The 16,198-nt window shown below is 65.0% G+C and carries 16 protein-coding genes; 7 read left to right on the top strand and 9 right to left on the bottom strand.

All coding sequences use genetic code 11. The features are described from left to right. Positions 1–284: 284 nt before the first annotated feature. Together HG262_RS14625 and HG262_RS14620 are read right to left on the bottom strand one after the other, a co-directional pair. On the bottom strand, positions 285–995 hold the full coding sequence (locus HG262_RS14625) for a glutathione S-transferase (RefSeq protein ID WP_169271706.1): 711 nt from the start codon (positions 993–995) through the stop codon (positions 285–287). 25 nt (positions 996–1,020) lie between these two features. Next, positions 1,021–2,103, bottom strand: coding sequence for a GlxA family transcriptional regulator (locus HG262_RS14620; RefSeq protein ID WP_169271705.1), 1,083 nt, complete (start codon positions 2,101–2,103; stop codon positions 1,021–1,023). A 154-nt stretch (positions 2,104–2,257) separates the two neighbouring features. Here HG262_RS14620 and HG262_RS14615 point away from each other — a divergent pair, with 154 nt between their 5' ends. Genes HG262_RS14615 through HG262_RS14595 form a run of 5 tightly spaced genes read left to right on the top strand, consistent with a single transcriptional unit; the run spans position 2,258 to position 7,072 of the window. After that, complete coding sequence (locus HG262_RS14615; RefSeq protein WP_169271704.1) at positions 2,258–3,310, top strand: ABC transporter substrate-binding protein; 1,053 nt, start codon at positions 2,258–2,260, stop codon at positions 3,308–3,310. Between the two features lie 13 nt (positions 3,311–3,323). Next, positions 3,324–4,373, top strand: a complete 1,050-nt coding sequence (locus HG262_RS14610) for an ABC transporter ATP-binding protein (RefSeq protein WP_169271703.1) — start codon at positions 3,324–3,326, stop codon at positions 4,371–4,373. Beyond that, entirely contained in the window at positions 4,370–5,218 is an 849-nt protein-coding gene (locus HG262_RS14605) for an ABC transporter permease (RefSeq protein ID WP_169271702.1), read from the top strand. Before HG262_RS14610 ends, HG262_RS14605 begins: the two co-directional genes overlap by 4 nt. Beyond that, entirely contained in the window at positions 5,215–6,006 is a 792-nt protein-coding gene (locus HG262_RS14600) for an ABC transporter permease (protein WP_169271701.1), read from the top strand. Before HG262_RS14605 ends, HG262_RS14600 begins: the two co-directional genes overlap by 4 nt. A 52-nt stretch (positions 6,007–6,058) precedes the next feature. After that, positions 6,059–7,072: a proline racemase family protein gene (locus tag HG262_RS14595; protein ID WP_169271700.1), complete on the top strand. Its 1,014-nt coding sequence runs from the start codon at positions 6,059–6,061 to the stop codon at positions 7,070–7,072. Between the two features lie 61 nt (positions 7,073–7,133). On the opposite strand, the gene HG262_RS14590 is transcribed toward HG262_RS14595, so the two are convergent. From HG262_RS14590 to HG262_RS14575, 4 genes are read right to left on the bottom strand one after another with little or no spacing between them, the layout of a single operon-like run. Further along, a complete protein-coding gene (locus HG262_RS14590) occupies positions 7,134–8,732 on the bottom strand; it encodes a GMC family oxidoreductase N-terminal domain-containing protein (RefSeq protein WP_169271699.1) in 1,599 nt (532 codons plus the stop codon). A 38-nt stretch (positions 8,733–8,770) separates the two neighbouring features. Next, entirely contained in the window at positions 8,771–9,574 is an 804-nt protein-coding gene (locus HG262_RS14585; protein WP_169271698.1) for a shikimate dehydrogenase, read from the bottom strand. A gap of 14 nt (positions 9,575–9,588) precedes the next feature. Then, positions 9,589–10,587 carry a transketolase C-terminal domain-containing protein gene (locus tag HG262_RS14580; RefSeq protein WP_169271697.1) on the bottom strand — a complete coding sequence of 333 codons (999 nt, stop codon included), beginning with the start codon at positions 10,585–10,587 and terminating at the stop codon, positions 9,589–9,591. Beyond that, on the bottom strand, positions 10,588–11,445 hold the full coding sequence (locus tag HG262_RS14575; protein ID WP_169271696.1) for a transketolase: 858 nt from the start codon (positions 11,443–11,445) through the stop codon (positions 10,588–10,590). Positions 11,446–11,569: 124 nt separating this feature from the next. On the opposite strand from HG262_RS14575, the gene HG262_RS14570 reads away from it, so the two are divergent. Continuing rightward, entirely contained in the window at positions 11,570–12,274 is a 705-nt protein-coding gene (locus HG262_RS14570; protein WP_169271695.1) for a GntR family transcriptional regulator, read from the top strand. Positions 12,275–12,283: 9 nt separating this feature from the next. Then, positions 12,284–13,354: a glycerol dehydrogenase gene (locus HG262_RS14565; protein WP_169271694.1), complete on the top strand. Its 1,071-nt coding sequence runs from the start codon at positions 12,284–12,286 to the stop codon at positions 13,352–13,354. Positions 13,355–13,392: 38 nt separating this feature from the next. Here HG262_RS14565 and HG262_RS14560 read toward each other — a convergent pair whose 3' ends face one another. From HG262_RS14560 to HG262_RS14550, 3 genes are read right to left on the bottom strand one after another with little or no spacing between them, the layout of a single operon-like run. After that, positions 13,393–14,328: a 3-keto-5-aminohexanoate cleavage protein gene (locus tag HG262_RS14560; RefSeq protein ID WP_169271693.1), complete on the bottom strand. Its 936-nt coding sequence runs from the start codon at positions 14,326–14,328 to the stop codon at positions 13,393–13,395. Then, positions 14,321–15,277, bottom strand: coding sequence for a 3-hydroxyacyl-CoA dehydrogenase (locus HG262_RS14555; RefSeq protein WP_169271692.1), 957 nt, complete (start codon positions 15,275–15,277; stop codon positions 14,321–14,323). Before HG262_RS14555 ends, HG262_RS14560 begins: the two co-directional genes overlap by 8 nt. Next, positions 15,277–16,059 (bottom strand): SDR family oxidoreductase, encoded by a 783-nt coding sequence (locus HG262_RS14550; protein WP_169271691.1) that lies wholly within the window; start codon positions 16,057–16,059, stop codon positions 15,277–15,279. The genes HG262_RS14555 and HG262_RS14550 overlap by 1 nt, the downstream gene beginning before the upstream one ends. Between the last annotated feature and the right edge of the window lie 139 nt (positions 16,060–16,198).

Here is a 16,198-nt window from a genome sequence, read left to right as displayed (position 1 = left end):
AGCGCTTCTCAACCCATTACCGATAGCGCCGTGAAAAAAAAGTTGTATTGAATAATCATTCAGCAATTTTTCAACAGCGCCATCAAGCCGCATTTATCACGGCACTCAGGGTTAATACGAATTCCGCCACCGGTTTTGCAAATAGACTTATCGCGCACGCCCATCTCAATGCGGTCACTGGCCCCATTATTAATGCACTGGATAAAAATTCGGACAGTACCGTGCGGCTTCTTGGAGCGGCGACGCGGGATCGAACCGAAGCGGTTAATCCCTTTATGCCGGGATCAGGCGGCATCCAGTTCGCGATACTGGCGAAAGATGCACTCGCCGAAAGGCAACCGCCTGCCGCTGTCGAAATAAGGCTGCAACGCCGGCAGCGCCGCCACGCGGGCGTGCAGGGCCATCACGTTCGGATAATCCGACGCTACCGTGCCCATGCGTTTGGGAAACGCGTAGAGTAGACCGTCGACCAGATGGAACAACGACAAGTCGACATAAGTCCAGCGTTTGCCGCCGGCCAGCCAGGCCGCCGGCCCCGCAAGCGTACGTTCGAAATACCCCAGGAATTTCGGTATGCGTTCTTCCCGGAAACTACGGGCCCGGCGCGCAGCCTCTTCTTTCTGGTCTTCGTAATAATCGTTAGCGGAAATGGGGTGATGCGTATCATGCGCCTCGGTCACCATATCGGCGATAGTCAGCTGCAGCTGGTTGACCCATAGCCGGCCTTCCAGCGAGTCCGGCGCCAGTCCGTGCTTTTCCCCCAAGAAAAGCAGGATATTGGCGGTTTGGCCCAGCGTCATGCCGCCGGCCACCAGATAAGGCGGCGCGAAAGGCGGATGCTTGCGCGGCGACTGCATGTCTTCGATCAGTACATTTTCCGAGGCACCAGGTTCGCGCGCCCGTTCGCGGTAGGGGATGCCCCCCGCTTCCAGCGCCAGGCGCACGAACTCGCCACGCCCGGGTATACCGTCCCAATACCAGAGGTCATACGTCATGCCGTCTCCTTGGGGTAAGCGAAGGCTAGGCAGGAAATACGCTGACACCGCCCTCTTGCCCGATAGCCTGCCGGCCTCGGGCCTGTTGATATTGGCGCGGGGATAATCCGAAGTGCGCCCGGAAGTCGCGCGAGAAGTGCGCACCGTCCGCAAAACCGCAGTCCAACGCAATCTGCGTGATGCTGCAAGGATTATTCAGCAACAACCAGCTTCCGTATTCCAGCCGCAATTGCCGCTGGAACGCCATGGGCGACATGCCCGTTGCAAGGCGGAACGCCCGTTCCAACTGCCGCCGGCCCACGCCGACGTAGCGCGCGATGGCGTCCAGCGGTGGCGGGTTGTCGATGCGCTGCTCGATGAAGTGCGCGGCCTGGCGCACGCGCAGATCCTGGATGCCGGACAGGTCGGTGCGGAAATGCGCCTGCGGCACCCGGCCCGGCCGCACGCCCTGCAGCATCATGTGCCGCATCGCCTGCTGCGCCTTGTCGCGCCCGCAATGCCGCGCGACCAGATACAAGCCCAGGTCGATCGCCGCGGTCGACCCGGCGCACGAGATCAGGTCGCCCTCATCCACGAACAGCCGGTCCACCACCGCGCGAGTCTCTGGAAAGCGCTCGCGGAAGGCATCCAGCACGTTCCAATGCACGCATACCGTGCGCGGCCCGATCACGTCGGCCTGCGCCAAGGCGAACGTGCCCGTGCAGATGCCCAGCAGCCTCACCCGCAGCGCCGCCGCCAACCGCAACCAGTCGCGCAGCGGCTCCGGCATGCGGCCGTTGATGTAGTCGTTGCCCCCGCACACGGCCACGTAGTCGAATTGGGCGGGATCGTCGGGCAGGCTGTCCGCCACATCGATGGTCAAGCCTGCGCTGGAGCAGCGCGGCTTGCCGTCCCAACTCATCACGCGCCATGCCGTATGGATCTGCCGGCTGCGTCCGCCATGGTCGCCGGCCAGGCGTAGCACGTCCACCAACCCGGCGAAGGCGGCCAGCGTGAACTGGTCCATCAGCACGATACCGATGGTCAGCGCGGGTTTCCCCGGGGGCAGGCCTTGCGCGGCGTCCTCATAGGAGGAAGCGGCGGAGGCGGTGGTTCCGACGTCAGTCATGACGCAATTATTCAAGTTTTTGTCCCGCGCCTTCAAGCTCGTTTTCCCGGGGATCGCCCAAGATGCAGGTATGGCAACGTCACGGCTCCGTCCCGGAGCACCCTGCTCCAGCGACAACCGCGACAAGCCGATAAATCGACAAGGGGAATCCGACATGGCAACACCTACCCGCAGCGCCCTGCGCGCCGCCCTGCTGGGCGCCGGCCTGATGCTGGCCACGCAGGCGATGGCGCAGCAGCAGAAAATCACCGTCGCCTGGTATGGCGGCAATTGGGGCGACGCGTTCCGCGCCTGCGTCGCCGACCCCTACACCAAAGCGACGGGGGTGACGGTCGTGCCGGAAGTCGGCACGTCGACCACCACCCTGGCCAAGCTGCAGCAGCAAAAGAACGCGCCCACCATCGACGTCGCCTGGATGGACGGCGGCATCAGCGAACTGGCCGCGCAGGCCGGCGTGCTGGACACGCTGGATCCCGCCGCCATCCCCAACCTGAAAAACGTCATCGACCAGGGCGTGTACCGCAACGGCGACGCGGCGTACGCCGTCAGCACCGGCTACTACTCGCTGGGCATCACCTACAACACCAAGGAAGTGCCGCAGGCGCCGACCAGTTGGAAGGACTTGTGGAAACCCGAATACGCCGGCGCGGTCGCTGTGCCGTCGCCCGCCAATTCCTCCGGCGTGCCGTTCGTTTTCTTCCTGGCGCGCGTCTGGGCGATCGACCCGTCTAATCTGGCCCCGCTGTACGCGAAGCTGGCCACGCTGGACACCGCCCTGTTCTTCGACAGTTCGGGCGCCGCCAGCAACGCCTACCAAAGCGGCGAGGCCATCATCGGCGCGCACTTCAACGTGGGCGCGTGGGACCTGATCGACAAGGGCCTGCCCATCGGCTTCGCGGTACCCAAGGAAGGCGCGTGGGCCACGGACGCCCGCCTGCACCTGGTCAAGGGGGCGCCCAATGCGGCTGCGGCCCGGAAATTCATCGACACCGCGCTGACGCCCGACGCCGCCGCTTGCCTGGCCACGCGCCTGTACCTGGGGCCGGCCGTCAAGGACGTGCAGGTGTCCAAGGACGTGGCCCGCAAGCTGCCGTGGGGCGCCGAAGGCTCGGTGAAGAACCTGAGCCTGTTCGACTGGAACCTCATCAACAGCCGCCGCGCCGAAGTGACGGACGCCTGGAACCGCCAGGTCGTCCGCAAGCGCTAGGCCGGGGTCGAACATGTCCGCTTTGCTCACCATCGAAGGCGTATCGATGCGGTTTGGCGCCTACCAGGCGCTGGACCAGATCGACCTGGATATCCAGCAAGGGGAGTTCGTTGCCCTGCTGGGCCCCAGCGGCTGCGGCAAGACCACCTTGCTACGCGCCATCGCCGGCTTCCTGAGGCCAGAATCGGGGCGCATCCTGATTGAGGGCCAGGACATCAGCCGCCTGGCCGCGCACCATCGCCCGCTGAACACGGTGTTCCAGAACTATGCGCTGTTTCCGCATATGACGGTATCGGAGAACGTGGCCTACGGCCCACGCCGCCAGGGCGCGTCGAAGGCCGAAGCCGCGGAGCGCGCCCACGCGGCGCTGGACATGGTGGGGCTGGCGGACTTCGGGCCGCGCTACCCCCGCGAAATGTCGGGCGGCCAGCAGCAGCGCGTGGCGCTGGCGCGCGCCATCGTCAACCAGCCCAAGCTGCTGCTGCTGGACGAGCCGCTGTCCGCGCTGGACCTGAAGCTGCGCAAGCGCATGCAGCTGGAGCTCAAGCACCTGCAAGCCAAGCTGGGGATCGCCTTCATCTTCGTCACCCACGATCAGGAAGAAGCGATGACCATGGCCGACCGGGTGGTCGTCATGCATGCGGGGCGCATCGAACAGGTGGGCGCCGGCACGGACATCTACCGGCAACCGGCCACGCGCTTCGTGGCGGAGTTCATTGGCGACGCCAACTTCATGGCGTTCACGGCCTCGGACGGCGGCATGCTGCAGTTGGACGCGCAGGGCCTGCGCGTGCCGTTCGGCCGGCCGGCGCCCGCGCGCGGCGTGGCGGTACTGCGCCCTGAAGACCTGCGGATTCATGATGCCGCGTCGGCCGCAACGCTGACCGGCGCGGTCACCGACATCATCAACGTGGGCAGCCACAGCATGATCCACGTGGACGTCGGCGGCCAGACGATCGTGGCGCGCCACGGCGGCATCGCGCCCGCCGGACTGCGGCCCGGCGCGACGGTCCACCTGGCCTTCGCACCGGAACACCTGCACCTGATCGGTGAGCAACCATGAACAGGCGCGCCTGGCTCTCGCCCGGCCTGCTGCTGGCGGCCCCCGTGCTCTTTTTCTCGGCCTTTTTCCTGGCGCCGCTCGCAGTGGTGGCCTTGGCCAGCATCACGGGCGGGCCTGACGGCATGACGCTGACCTTGCAGCAGTATCTGCGCGTGCTGGCCGACCAGTACCACTGGGACGTGATCCTCGTGACCTTCCGGCTGGCCTTTTTCACCACGGTCGTCTGCGTGATCCTGGGCTACCCGCTGGCCTGGTATCTGGTGCGCGTGGTGCGCTGGCGGGCCTGGCGGCGCTTTTGCGTGATCCTGCTGGTGGTGCCGCTGTTCACCAGCAACATCGTGCGCGCTTTCGGCTGGATGGTGCTGCTGGGCCGCAACGGCCTGGTCAACCAGGCGCTGGTCGGCGCCGGAGCCGCCGACCGTCCGGTGCGATTCATCGGCACCGAGCTGGGCATCCTGATCGGCATGGTCTATGTGCTGCTGCCCTTCGTGGTGCTGGCGGTGGGCAACGCGCTGGCCCGGGTGGACCCGGCCTGCGAGCAGGCCTCCGCGGACCTGGGCGCAAGCCCCGCCGCGACGTTCTTCCACATTACCTGGCCGCTGACGCTGCCCGGCGTGGTGTCCGGCGCCATCATCGTCTTCACGCTGGCCGTCAGCGCCTATGTGACGCCCGCCTTGCTGTCCGGCGGACGGATCTCGGTGCTGTCCATGCTGATTTTCCAGCAATACAGTTCGGTGTTCGACTTCCATTACGGTGGTGCGCTGAGCATGGTGCTGCTGGTCTTCACCCTGATCCTGGTTGCGCTGGCGAACCGCGCCGCCGTCTTGCCCGGAGCCGCCCGATGATCGCCCGCAACCTGATCCGCCTGATCGCGCTGGCCGTGCTGGCGTACCTGGCCCTGCCTCTGGTGGTAATCCTGGGGTCCTCGTTCACCGCCACGCCCTACCTGGCGTTCCCGCCGCAAGGCTGGACACTGGAGTGGTACCGCACGCTGCTGGTCGAAGCCGGTTATGTCGCGGCGTTCACGACCAGCACGGTGCTGGCGCTGGCGGCGACCGTTGCCGCCGTGGTGCTGACCGTACCGGCCGCGCTGGCGATCGCGCGCTATGAGTTCCCCGGCAAGGCCGCACTGACCTCGGTGCTGATGTCGCCGCTGGTGCTGCCGCACATCGTTCTGGGCGCGGCGTTGCTGCAGTACGGCGCGTACTTCGGCCTGACGCGCAGCTTTCTGTCGCTGTTGATCGGGCACATCGTCATCATCGCCCCGTTCGTGCTGCGATCGACGTTGACATTGCTGACGCCGGAGCAGCGCGCGCTGGAAGAAGCCTCCGCGGACCTGGGCGCCAACCCCTGGACCACGTTCTTCCTGGTCGTGCTGCCGCAGATTCGGCCGGGCATCGTGACCGGTTCCATCTTCGCGTTCATCTCGTCCTGGATCAACGTGGAGCTTTCCATCTTCAACACCACGGCGGACCTGAACACCATTCCCGTGAAGCTTTTCAACTACGTGCAGTACACGATCGATCCGACCATCGCAGCCGTATCGGGCGCCACGATCGTGGTTGCGGTGATCGCCATCGTCATCCTTGATTTGACCGTCGGGCTGGACATGCTGTCCGAACGCGGCAAATAGTTTCTCCACTCCTGGTTTTCCCCTCATCCTACTTTTGTCTGGAGCCACAGTCATGCGCAAGCAAGACGCGTTCGATGTCATCTATACCCATACCGAAGGCGAGCCCCTGTGCATCGTGCATAGCGGCATCCCCTACCCCGCCGGATCCAGCATCCTGGAAAAGCGGGCCTTGCTTGAACAGAACTATGACTGGCTGCGCCAGGCGCTGATGCGCGAGCCGCGCGGCCACAAGGACATGTTCGGCGTGTTTCTCACGCCGCCTTCCAGCCCCGAATTCGACGCCGGCCTGATCTACATCGATGGCACCGAGTATTCCCACATGTGCGGCCACGGAACGATCGCGGTCAGCATGGCGATGGTAGCCAATGGCCTGGTGCCGCGCGGCAAAGACGGCATCACCAAAATCCGCTTCGAGACCACGGCCGGCCTGGTCGTGTCGGAAGTGGCATCCGAAGGCGACAACGTGCTGTGGACGCGCTTCGAGAACGTGCCGGCCTATGTGGCCGCGCAGGACATCCCGGTGGAATTGCCGGGCTACGGCAAGCTGTCGGCCGACATCGTCTGGGGCGGCAACTACTTCGGCATCGTGGACCTGTCGGGTTGTGACCTGCGGATTTCGCCGGACAATGGCACCGAACTGTCGCGCATGGGCCTGATCGTGCGCGACCAGCTGAACGCGCGCCACCGTATCCAGCACCCAACCGAAGCGCACATCAACAACCTGAACTTCATTACGTTCTGGCATCAGCCGACGATCGAAGGCGCGTTCTACAAGAATGTGCACGTGTTCAGCGCGGGCCAGTTGGACCGTTCGCCCGGGGGCACCGGCACCAGCGCGATGATGGCCATGTTCGAGGCACGCGGCAAGATGGGCATGAACCAGCCGATCAAGTCGGAAGGTTTGCTGGGCAGCGGCACCTTCGAAGGCTGCCTGCTGGGCGAAGTGGACCTGAACGGCACACGTGCCGTGCGCCCCACCGTCAAGGGCACCGCCAGCATCCTGGGCACCGCGCGCTGGGTGATCGATCGCAACGACCCGGTCGGCGCGGGCTTCCTGATCCGCTGATCCGTTCCAGAAAAAAGCGCGCGCGGCCTCAAGGCCGTGCGCGCCTTTTTCAATGGAGGAATCAGGCTTGCGCCGCATCCTCCAGGATCATCTCGGCGCCGCGCTCAGCCACCATCATGACGGCGGCCTGCGTGTTGCCGGAGACCATTTTCGGCATCACCGAGGCGTCCACCACGCGCAGGCCCGTCACGCCATTCACGCGCAAGCGCACATCCGTCACGGCCATCGGGTCCGAACCCATGCGGCAGGTGCCTATCGGGTGATAGATTGTCTGCCCGTTGCGCCGCGCGAAGTCTAGCCATTGCTCGTCGGTTTGCACGCCGGCGCCAGGGCTGACTTCAGCCTGGATGAACCGTTGCATGGCCGGTTGCCCGACGATGCGCCGTGCCGCCTTCATGCCACCGATGAGACTATCGCGGTCGATCTGCGCCGACAGGAAGTTGGGGCGGATCGACGGCCCTGCCAAGGGATCGGCGGATTTGATGTGGATGCTGCCCACCGATTCCGGCCGCAGCTGGGCCACGCCGATCGTCATGCCCGGATGGCGGTCCAGGATGCGTTCGGCCGCGTTGGCATAGCTGGCATGCACGAAGAAGAACTGCACGTCGGGCGTCGGCAGGTCAGGGGCGCTCTTGACGAAGCCGTGGACGAGCCCCGTCCCCAGCGTCAGGATGCCCGTGTGGCGCGTGTAGTAGCGCGCCACCTGTTGCGCCAGGCGCCATCCGCGCGACATTTCGTTCAAGGTCACCGTGTTCTTCACGCGCCAATTCATGCGCGTAGCGTAGTGGTCGATGTAGTTTTCGCCGACCTGCGGCTGCGCATGCACCAGCGGGACGCCGAAGGATTGCAGTCGTGCCGGATCGCCCACGCCGGACAGTTCCAGCAATTGCGGCGACTGTACTGCACCCAGGCATACAACGGTTTCGCGCCGCGCGCGCACCGTGTGCTCCTGGCCGTCCTGGCGATACACCACGCCCACGCAGCGTTTGCCCTCGAACAGCAGCCGCGTGACGTGTGCGCCACACTCCACCTTGAGGTTCTTGCGGCCGGCGGCCGGCTTCATGTACCCGTCCACCACGCTCCAGCGCCGGCCCCGATGCTGCAGCACCTGGTAATAACCCACGCCTTCCTGGTTGCCGCTGTTGTAGTCGGCGTTCAGCGGCTGGCCATCCTCTTGCGCGGCGCGCAGGAAGGCATCGGACACCGGAAAGCGTTCGGCGACTTCCTCCAGATGCATCGGGCCGTTCTTGCCGCGCGCCTCGCCGCCCGGCTCGTAATGCTCGATCTTGCGGAACAGCCGTTCGGCCTGCGCATGCCCCCAACCCGTCGCACCCGCGGCTTCCCAACCGTCGTAATCCTGCGGCTGGCCACGCACGTAGATCATGCCGTTGATCAACGTGGATCCGCCCACGCCCTTGCCGCGCGGCACGGCGATTGTGCGGCCGTGGACGTTGTCTTCGGGTTCGGTCGCAAAGCGCCAGTTGTAGTCCGGGTTCACCAGCAGCTTGGAAAAGCCCGCCGGGATCGAGATCCACATGCTGCGGGCCTCGAACCCGGCTTCCAGCATCAGGACGCGATGCTTGCCGTCGGCGGTAAGCCGGTTGGCCAGGATGCAACCCGCCGTGCCTCCGCCCGCAATAATGAAATCGTAGTCGCCCATCTTTTTACCTACCCCATCCTGATATTGGCTGCATGGCCCTACTTCGTCGGAACCACGCCCAGCATCTCGGCCATCAGCTCGATTTGGCAGGCCAGCATCGGCGCGCCGTAATGCACCTTGCAGCCCTTGGCCTGCGCTGCCAGCAGTAGCGCCGTGTCCTTGGGCTGCATGATGACTTCGCACACCAGTTGGTCCGGCGTCAGGCGGCTGGTATCGAGCGGCAACGCGTCGCCTTCCTTCATGCCCAGCGACGTGCCGTTCACCACCAGGTCATGGCCGGCAGGGTCCGGCGTGCCAACCGTGATCTTGGCGTCCGGATGCAGCGACAGAATGCGGGCCTTCAGGTCTTCGGCCTTGGCTGGCGTGCGGTTGGCGATGGTCAGCCGGGACACGCCCGCCTGGACCAGCGCAAAGCCGATGGCGTTGGCGGCGCCGCCGGCGCCTGCCAGATAGGCGCTTTTCCCCTGCACCGGCACACCCGCGGTCAGCAGGCCCCGCACGAAACCTTCGCCATCCAGCATGTGCGCCACCAGCCGGCCATCGGCGTCGCGGCGCACCACGTTGGCCGCGCCAATCTTGCGGGCGACCGGCGTGACCTCGTCCACCAGGTCCAGGATGGCGGTCTTGTGCGGCATCGTGATGATGACGCCGCCCAGGTTCTCCAGGCGGCGCAGGCCGTCGACCACGGCAGCCAGGTTGTCGGGCCGCGCATGGAAGGGCACGCACACGCCGTCGAAGCCGATCTTGGCGAACAGCTCGTTCATGCGCTGCGGCGTCTTCACATGATGGATCGGGTCGGCCAGGATGCCGAACAGGCGCGTGTTTCCGCTGATTTCCTTCATCGTGTTCTCCGGGGTCAGGCTTTATCTGAGGTCTTGATCACTTCGCGGGCCACTTCGCCGATGCCGGCGGCGTCCAGCTTGTAGTGGGCGTACAGCGTGGTGGGCGGCGCGATCAGGCTGTATTCATCATAGATGCCGTGACGGCGCAGCCGGGTGCCCGTGCCGGCATCCGCCAGCACTTCGGCCACGGCCGAACCCAGCCCGCCCAGCACATTGTGTTCCTCCACCGTCATCATCAGGCGCGCCTGCCCCGCCGCCGCCAGCACGGCGTCGCGGTCCAGCGGCTTGATGGTCGGCATATCGATCACGCCCACCGACAGGCCGTCCTGGCGCAATTGCTCCGCCGCAGCCAGCGCGGCGTGCAGCGTGATGCCGCAAGCGATGATGTTCAGGTCACTGCCCGAGGAATGCACGATGGCGCGGCCGAATTCGAACGGCGCGCCGTCCTCATAGACCTGCGGATCCCGGCCGCGCCCGATACGGAAGTAGATCGGTTCGGGCCAGTCGACCGAGGCCTTGATGGCGGCGGCCAGTTGCGGACCGTCCGCGGGCGAAACTACCGTCAGGCCCGCCAGCGCGCGCATCGTCGAGATGTCTTCGGTGGCGTGATGCGAGGTGCCGTAGAAGCCCAGGCTGATGCCGGTGTGGTGGCCGATCAGCCGGACTGGCAGCTTGGTGTAGGCCACGTCCATGCGGATCTGCTCGCAGCACAACAGCCCCAGGAACGACGCGAACGTGGCCACGAACGGCATCATGCCAGTCGTGGCCAAGCCCGCCGCGGCCGACACCATGTTCTGCTCGGAAATGCCGAACTGGATATAGCGGTCCGGATAGGCCGCGGCAAAGCGGTTCAGGCCGTTGGAATATTGCAGGTCGGCCGACCCGGCCACGACGGGGTGGCCGGCCTGCGCCAACTCGATCAGCGCGTCGGAAAGATAGGACAGCCCGGGGTTCACCGCGTTCAGGGCGCGGTACTGCCAGGAGTCGGGGGAGAGGACTTGTGCCTGTGCCATTCAGATCTCGCGGGAGAGGATTTCGTCGATGGCGCTTTGCGCGTCTTGCGGCGCCAGATAACCCAAGTGCCAGCCAGGCTCGGTTTCCATATAGGAGACGCCTTTGCCCTTGATCGTCTTCGCGATCACGCAAGCCGGCTTGGCGCGCGCGTCGTCCGCGCGCAGGCGCCGCAGCAGCGCCGTCAATTCATGCAGGTCGTGCCCGTCGACTTCATGGACCTCCCAACCGAACGCCTGCCACTTTTCTTTCAACGATTCCACGCCCATCACGTCGTCTACCTTGCCGTCCAGCTGGTAGCCGTTGCGGTCGACGATGGCGATCAGGCGCGACAAGCGGTTATGCGCGGCGAACAACGCTGCTTCCCAGACCTGCCCTTCCTGCATCTCGCCGTCGCCCAGCATCACGAAGACATTGAAATCGCGCTGGCTCATGCGACCGCCTACCGCCATGCCCACGCCGTTGGACAGCGCATGCCCGATCGACCCCGAGCTGAAATCCACGCCCGGCACCTTGCTCATATCGGGGTGGTCGCCCAGGGGGCTGCCCAGCCGGGTGTAGCCGTCCAGCAATTCACGGTCGATAAAGCCGTGGTCGGCCAGCACTGGAAACAGGCCGACAGCGGCATGGCCTTTGCCCATCAGGAACCGGTCGCGGTCGGGCCAATGCGGCTCGCCCGGACGCAGCCGCATCACGTCGTAGTACAGCGACGCGAATATTTCCGCGCACGAGAAGACCGAGCTGTAGTGCCCGACCTTCGCGATTTCAATGAGTCTGATTGTCTCCAGCCGGATATGGCGGGCCTTTTCCCGCAGCATCCGGACTTCCCCCTCGGTGGGGGCCTCCTGGTGGTGGCGCATGGCGCGTCCTTTCTTCGTTAGGATATATGATATATAATATACCCATTGAGCTTGAATTGGCTATGGCGGGCTAGAATTCATTCCGGATTCACCCGTTCCCTCAATACAGCACGCCCGAAACGTCATGCCCAGCCTCAAACCGGTAAAGAAAGAGAACCTCTCCGTCAGGGTCTATAACGAAATCCGCAATGCCCTGATCAACGGGCAGTACGAACCCGGCGAACGCCTGATCATCGGCGAACTGGCCCAAGAGATGGGCGTGTCCATCACGCCCGTACGCGAGGCCATCTTCCGGCTGATCAGCGAACAGGGCCTGGAAATGCAGGCTGCCACGGCGGTCTATGTGCCCTACGTGAATTCGGAGAAACTGCGCGAGATCCAGCAAATCCGCTTCCACCTGGAAGGCATGGGCGCGGCCGAGGCCGCGCAGAACATCACGCGCAAGCAGCTGGACAATCTGATCGCCCTGCAGCGGGATTTCATTTCCTGCACGGCCACGGACCCCAAGCGCGCCAGCTACCTGAACCGCAAATTCCACTTCGCCATCCTGGAAGCCAGCAACAAGCCCATCCTGCGCAGCACGGTGGAATCGTTCTGGGTCATCACGGGCCCCATCCTGAAGGTGTTCCACATCAAGACGGCCGGGCTGGACTATTCCGAAAACGAGCACCGCCACGAAGCCGTGCTGGAAGCGCTGGAAGCGCGCGACTCCGAAGCCGCGCGCAGCGCCATCCAGGCCGATCTGGTCTGGGGCGGCAAGATCATGATCGACTGGTTGGTAGAACGCGAAAAAGAGCTCGACTACCGCCCCCCCGTGCCACGCAAATAGGAAGACTTCATGCTGAAGATTTTTGGCGCCCCCAGCCGGTATATACAGGGAGCGGGCGCGCTCGACGCCTTGGGCCAGTACGCCGCCTTGTTCGGGCGCCGCGCCGCCCTGGTCATCGACCGCTACGTCCAAGGCGTGCTGGGACCCAGAATCGAAACCTTGTGCGCAGAACACGGCGTCGAGGTGGCTCCGCTGATCGTCGACGGCGACCTGACGCCCGAGGTCATCGCTCAGCTTCGCGCGCAGGCGTCGCAGGCCGGCATCGATTTGGTGATCGCGGTGGGTGGCGGCAAATCGCTGGATGCGGGCAAGGCGGTGGCGAAGTCGGCCCACTGCCATCTGGTCACCGTGCCCACGGTGGCGTCCAACGATGCGCCCACCAGCAAGAACTATGTGCTCTACGACGACCATCACAACCTCCTGGCCGTCGAGCACATGCTGTTCAACCCCACGGTCGTGCTGGTGGACACCGCCATCATCGCGACGGCGCCGGCGCACTTCTTCCGCGCCGGCCTGGGCGACGCGATCTCCAAGAAGTTCGAGGCCGAGCAATGCCAACGCAACGGCGGCAAGAACATGTACGACGGCGCTCCGCTGCTGACCGCACAGTTGATCGCCGACGGCTGCCTGCGCACGTTGCTGGCCGATGGCGTGGAAGCCTTGGCGGCAGCCGGCACGGGCCAACCCACGCCGGCGTTCGAACGCGTGGTGGAAGCGATGATCCTCATGAGCGGTCTCGGTTTTGAAAGCGGCGGCCTGTCGATCGCCCACGCGCTGACACGCGGACTGCCCAAGATCGGCGGCGTGGCGACCGCGCTGCACGGATTGCAGGTCGCGGTCGGCTTGCTGGTGCAACTGGACCTGGAACAGCGCAACGATGGCATGCTGGCAGACCTGACCCAGTGGTATGCGCAGGTAGGCCTGCCCGCGACCCTGCGCGAGCTGGGCGCCGCCGACACCCCCAGCGACGCGGACCTGACGCTGGCCGCGGAATTGACCTTGAAGGCCCGCCACGCCGCCAATTTCGATCGCCCCCTGGACGTCGCCACGCTTGCCGGCGCGCTGCGCCGCCACGCTTGAACATGGCCGGCGCAGCCGCGCCGGCCCGCCGCCCCTGATCAGAACTTCACGTTGTCCCGGCCCTTCAGGCCGAGTTTGGCCCGCGCTTCATCCGGCGTCGCCACTTCCAGGTTCAGCGCTTCCAGGATGGAACGGATGCGCTCGACCTGGACGCGATTCGATTCCGCCAACTGGCCCGGTCCGATCCACAGCGAATCCTCCAGCCCCACGCGCACGTTCGACCCCATCGCCGCGCCGATGGTGGCCAGCGGCATCTGGTTGCGGCCCGCGCCCAGGATCGACCATTCGTAGTCATTGCCGAACAGCCGGTCGGCGGTGCGCTTCATGTGCATCAGATCTTCCGGATGCGGACCGATGCCGCCCAGGATGCCGAATACCGACTGGATGAACGGGGGCGACTTCACCAGGCCGCGGTCTACGAAGTGCGCCAGGTTGTACAGGTGGCTGATGTCGTAGCACTCGAATTCGAAGCGCGTGCCGTTGGCGTTGCCCAGCGTCAGGATGGATTCGATGTCCTGATAGGTATTGCGAAAGATCAGCGAGCGGCTGTTCTCCAGGTGTTCCCTTTCCCAGTCATGCTTGAAGTCCTGAAAGCGGTCCAGCATCGGGAACAGGCCGAAGTTCATCGACCCCATGTTCAGCGAGGCCAGTTCGGGCTGGAAGGTCGTGGCGGGGCGCATGCGCTCTTCCACCGTCATGTGCGGACTGCCGCCGGTGGTGATATTGATGATGGCGTCGGTCTCGTTCTTGATCCGTTCCAGGAATGGCTTGAACAGCGCCGGGTCTTGCGACGGCTTGCCGGTCTGCGGATCGCGCGCGTGCAGGTGCAACACCGCCGCGCCCGCCTTGGCGGCGCCAATCGCGGCTTCCGCGATCTCGTCGGCGGTGACCGGCAGGTGCGGCGACATACTGGGCGTGTGGATGGCGCCCGTCACGGCGCAGGTAATGACGACTTTCTGTTTGGGCTTAGCCATGGTTGTCTCCGTTCTCTTGTTTGTGGCGCATCAGGCGCATCAGTTTTTCATCGCGCCAGAAGCGGCGCTTGGCAAGGTCTTCCTGCGGTAGCAGGCTGCGGCGTTCGTGTTCCAGCGCCTCCACCAGCGCCCCGTCCCAGGCCACGCATTCGCCCTGATCGGCGCCGATGGACTGGTACAGGCCGCCGTAGCGCGCGCAGTAGTCGGCGATGCCGCCGGGCGCATTCAGGTCGATCGTTTCGAACGGCCCCATGAACGACCAGCGCAACCCCAGGCCGTCCTTCACGGTCACGTCGATGTCTTCGGCGCTGGCGATGCCCTCCTTGGCCAGTCGGAAGGCTTCGTGCAGCAACGCGCCCTGCAGACGGTTCAGGATGAAGCCTTCGATTTCGCGGCGGACAAGCACCGGCTTCTGGCCGATCGCCGTCATGGCGGCGGTTGCGGCGTCCAGCGCCTGCGGGCTGGTCCACGGCGCAGGGCATAACTCCACGACGGGAATGAGATAAGGCGGGTTGACCGGGTGCGCGACCAGGCAGCGGTGGCGCCCGGCAAGATGCTCGGTGAACTGGCTGGCGGGGATGCTGGAGGTCGAGCTGCCGATGACGGCATCGGGTTCGGCCGCCGCGTCCAGTTCCGAGAACAGCGCGCGCTTGATCTCGACCTTTTCCGGGGAGTTCTCCTGGATGTAGCAGGCGCCCTTGACCGCATCGGCCAGGCTGGCGGCCACATGCACGCGTTCGATGATGGCATCGGCGCCCGTCAACAGGCCCTGGGTTTCCAGTTCGCGCAACTGCCGCAGGATCAGCGAGCGAGCCTCGGCCAGCATGGCCGCATTGACGTCGTACAGGCGCACGGCCCAGCCCTTGCGCGCGAACACAATGGCCCACCCCTGGCCGATGAGCCCCGTTCCGATGATGGCGGCGCAACGCGCCTCGCGGCCGGCGCCCATCAGTAGAGCTTCTGCGTAAAGCCGTCCACCACGATGGCCTGCCCCGTGACGCTGCGGGCGGCTTCGCTAGCGTTGAACAGCACCATGTTCGCGATATCGCGCGCCGTGACCATGCGGCCCAGCACGGCCTGGTTTTCGTACTGCGCCGCGATCTCGTCCACCGGGCGGCCAAGCGTGTCGGCCTTGGCCGCGATGACGGCGCGGATGCGCGGGCCTTCGACGGCGCCGGGCAGGATGGCGTTGACCCGGATGCCATGCGGCCCCAGTTCGATCGCCAGCGACTTCGTGAATCCGATCACCGCCCACTTGGAGGCGGAATACACCGACCGCCCGGCAAAGCCCAGGTGACCGGCCGCGGAAGACAGATTGATCATCACGCCCGCCTTGGACGCTTTCAACAGGCCGATGGCCTGCCGCGCGCACAGGAACTGGCCGGTGATATTCACGGCCAGCGTGCGGTCCCAGTCTGCCTTGGACAGAGTTTCGACATAACCCGTCGGTCCGGCCACACCGGCGTTGTTGATCAGGATGTCCAGCCCGCCCAGCTTTTGCTTGACCGCCTTGAAGAGCGCGCCCACGCTGTCCTCGTCCGACACGTCTGCCACGGCGGTATGCACGCCAGGCAATTCGGCGGGCAGCGCGGCCAGGCGCGCTTCATTCACGTCACACACGAACACCGTGGCGCCGGCGTGGTGGAACACCTTGGCCATCTCCAGGCCCAGACCATCCGCGCCGGCGGTGATCAGGACCCGTTTTCCGGCGAAATCCACTTCCTCGAACATGCTTCTGTCTCCTGGGTTTTTATGGAAAAGCGCGTGTCTGATGATATAGGATATATGATTAAGCCGGCTAGTTTCTTGCACTTTCGGCGCCACTGGGCGCTGCTGCAAAGGTACGCCCGCCTGACGGAATATTGCGGTT

This window comes from Achromobacter sp. Bel (assembly GCF_012928505.1).
Taxonomy (GTDB): domain Bacteria; phylum Pseudomonadota; class Gammaproteobacteria; order Burkholderiales; family Burkholderiaceae_B; genus Achromobacter.
This window is presented reverse-complemented; position numbering and strand designations above follow the sequence as displayed.

Coding starts and splice junctions, on each gene's coding strand:
- HG262_RS14625 (WP_169271706.1), bottom strand. CDS start 995: ATGACGTATGACCTCTGGTATTGGGACGGTATACCCGGGCGTGGCGAG.
- HG262_RS14620 (WP_169271705.1), bottom strand. CDS start 2,103: ATGACTGACGTCGGAACCACCGCCTCCGCCGCTTCCTCCTATGAGGAC.
- HG262_RS14615 (WP_169271704.1), top strand. CDS start 2,258: ATGGCAACACCTACCCGCAGCGCCCTGCGCGCCGCCCTGCTGGGCGCC.
- HG262_RS14610 (WP_169271703.1), top strand. CDS start 3,324: ATGTCCGCTTTGCTCACCATCGAAGGCGTATCGATGCGGTTTGGCGCC.
- HG262_RS14605 (WP_169271702.1), top strand. CDS start 4,370: ATGAACAGGCGCGCCTGGCTCTCGCCCGGCCTGCTGCTGGCGGCCCCC.
- HG262_RS14600 (WP_169271701.1), top strand. CDS start 5,215: ATGATCGCCCGCAACCTGATCCGCCTGATCGCGCTGGCCGTGCTGGCG.
- HG262_RS14595 (WP_169271700.1), top strand. CDS start 6,059: ATGCGCAAGCAAGACGCGTTCGATGTCATCTATACCCATACCGAAGGC.
- HG262_RS14590 (WP_169271699.1), bottom strand. CDS start 8,732: ATGGGCGACTACGATTTCATTATTGCGGGCGGAGGCACGGCGGGTTGC.
- HG262_RS14585 (WP_169271698.1), bottom strand. CDS start 9,574: ATGAAGGAAATCAGCGGAAACACGCGCCTGTTCGGCATCCTGGCCGAC.
- HG262_RS14580 (WP_169271697.1), bottom strand. CDS start 10,587: ATGGCACAGGCACAAGTCCTCTCCCCCGACTCCTGGCAGTACCGCGCC.
- HG262_RS14575 (WP_169271696.1), bottom strand. CDS start 11,445: ATGCGCCACCACCAGGAGGCCCCCACCGAGGGGGAAGTCCGGATGCTG.
- HG262_RS14570 (WP_169271695.1), top strand. CDS start 11,570: ATGCCCAGCCTCAAACCGGTAAAGAAAGAGAACCTCTCCGTCAGGGTC.
- HG262_RS14565 (WP_169271694.1), top strand. CDS start 12,284: ATGCTGAAGATTTTTGGCGCCCCCAGCCGGTATATACAGGGAGCGGGC.
- HG262_RS14560 (WP_169271693.1), bottom strand. CDS start 14,328: ATGGCTAAGCCCAAACAGAAAGTCGTCATTACCTGCGCCGTGACGGGC.
- HG262_RS14555 (WP_169271692.1), bottom strand. CDS start 15,277: ATGGGCGCCGGCCGCGAGGCGCGTTGCGCCGCCATCATCGGAACGGGG.
- HG262_RS14550 (WP_169271691.1), bottom strand. CDS start 16,059: ATGTTCGAGGAAGTGGATTTCGCCGGAAAACGGGTCCTGATCACCGCC.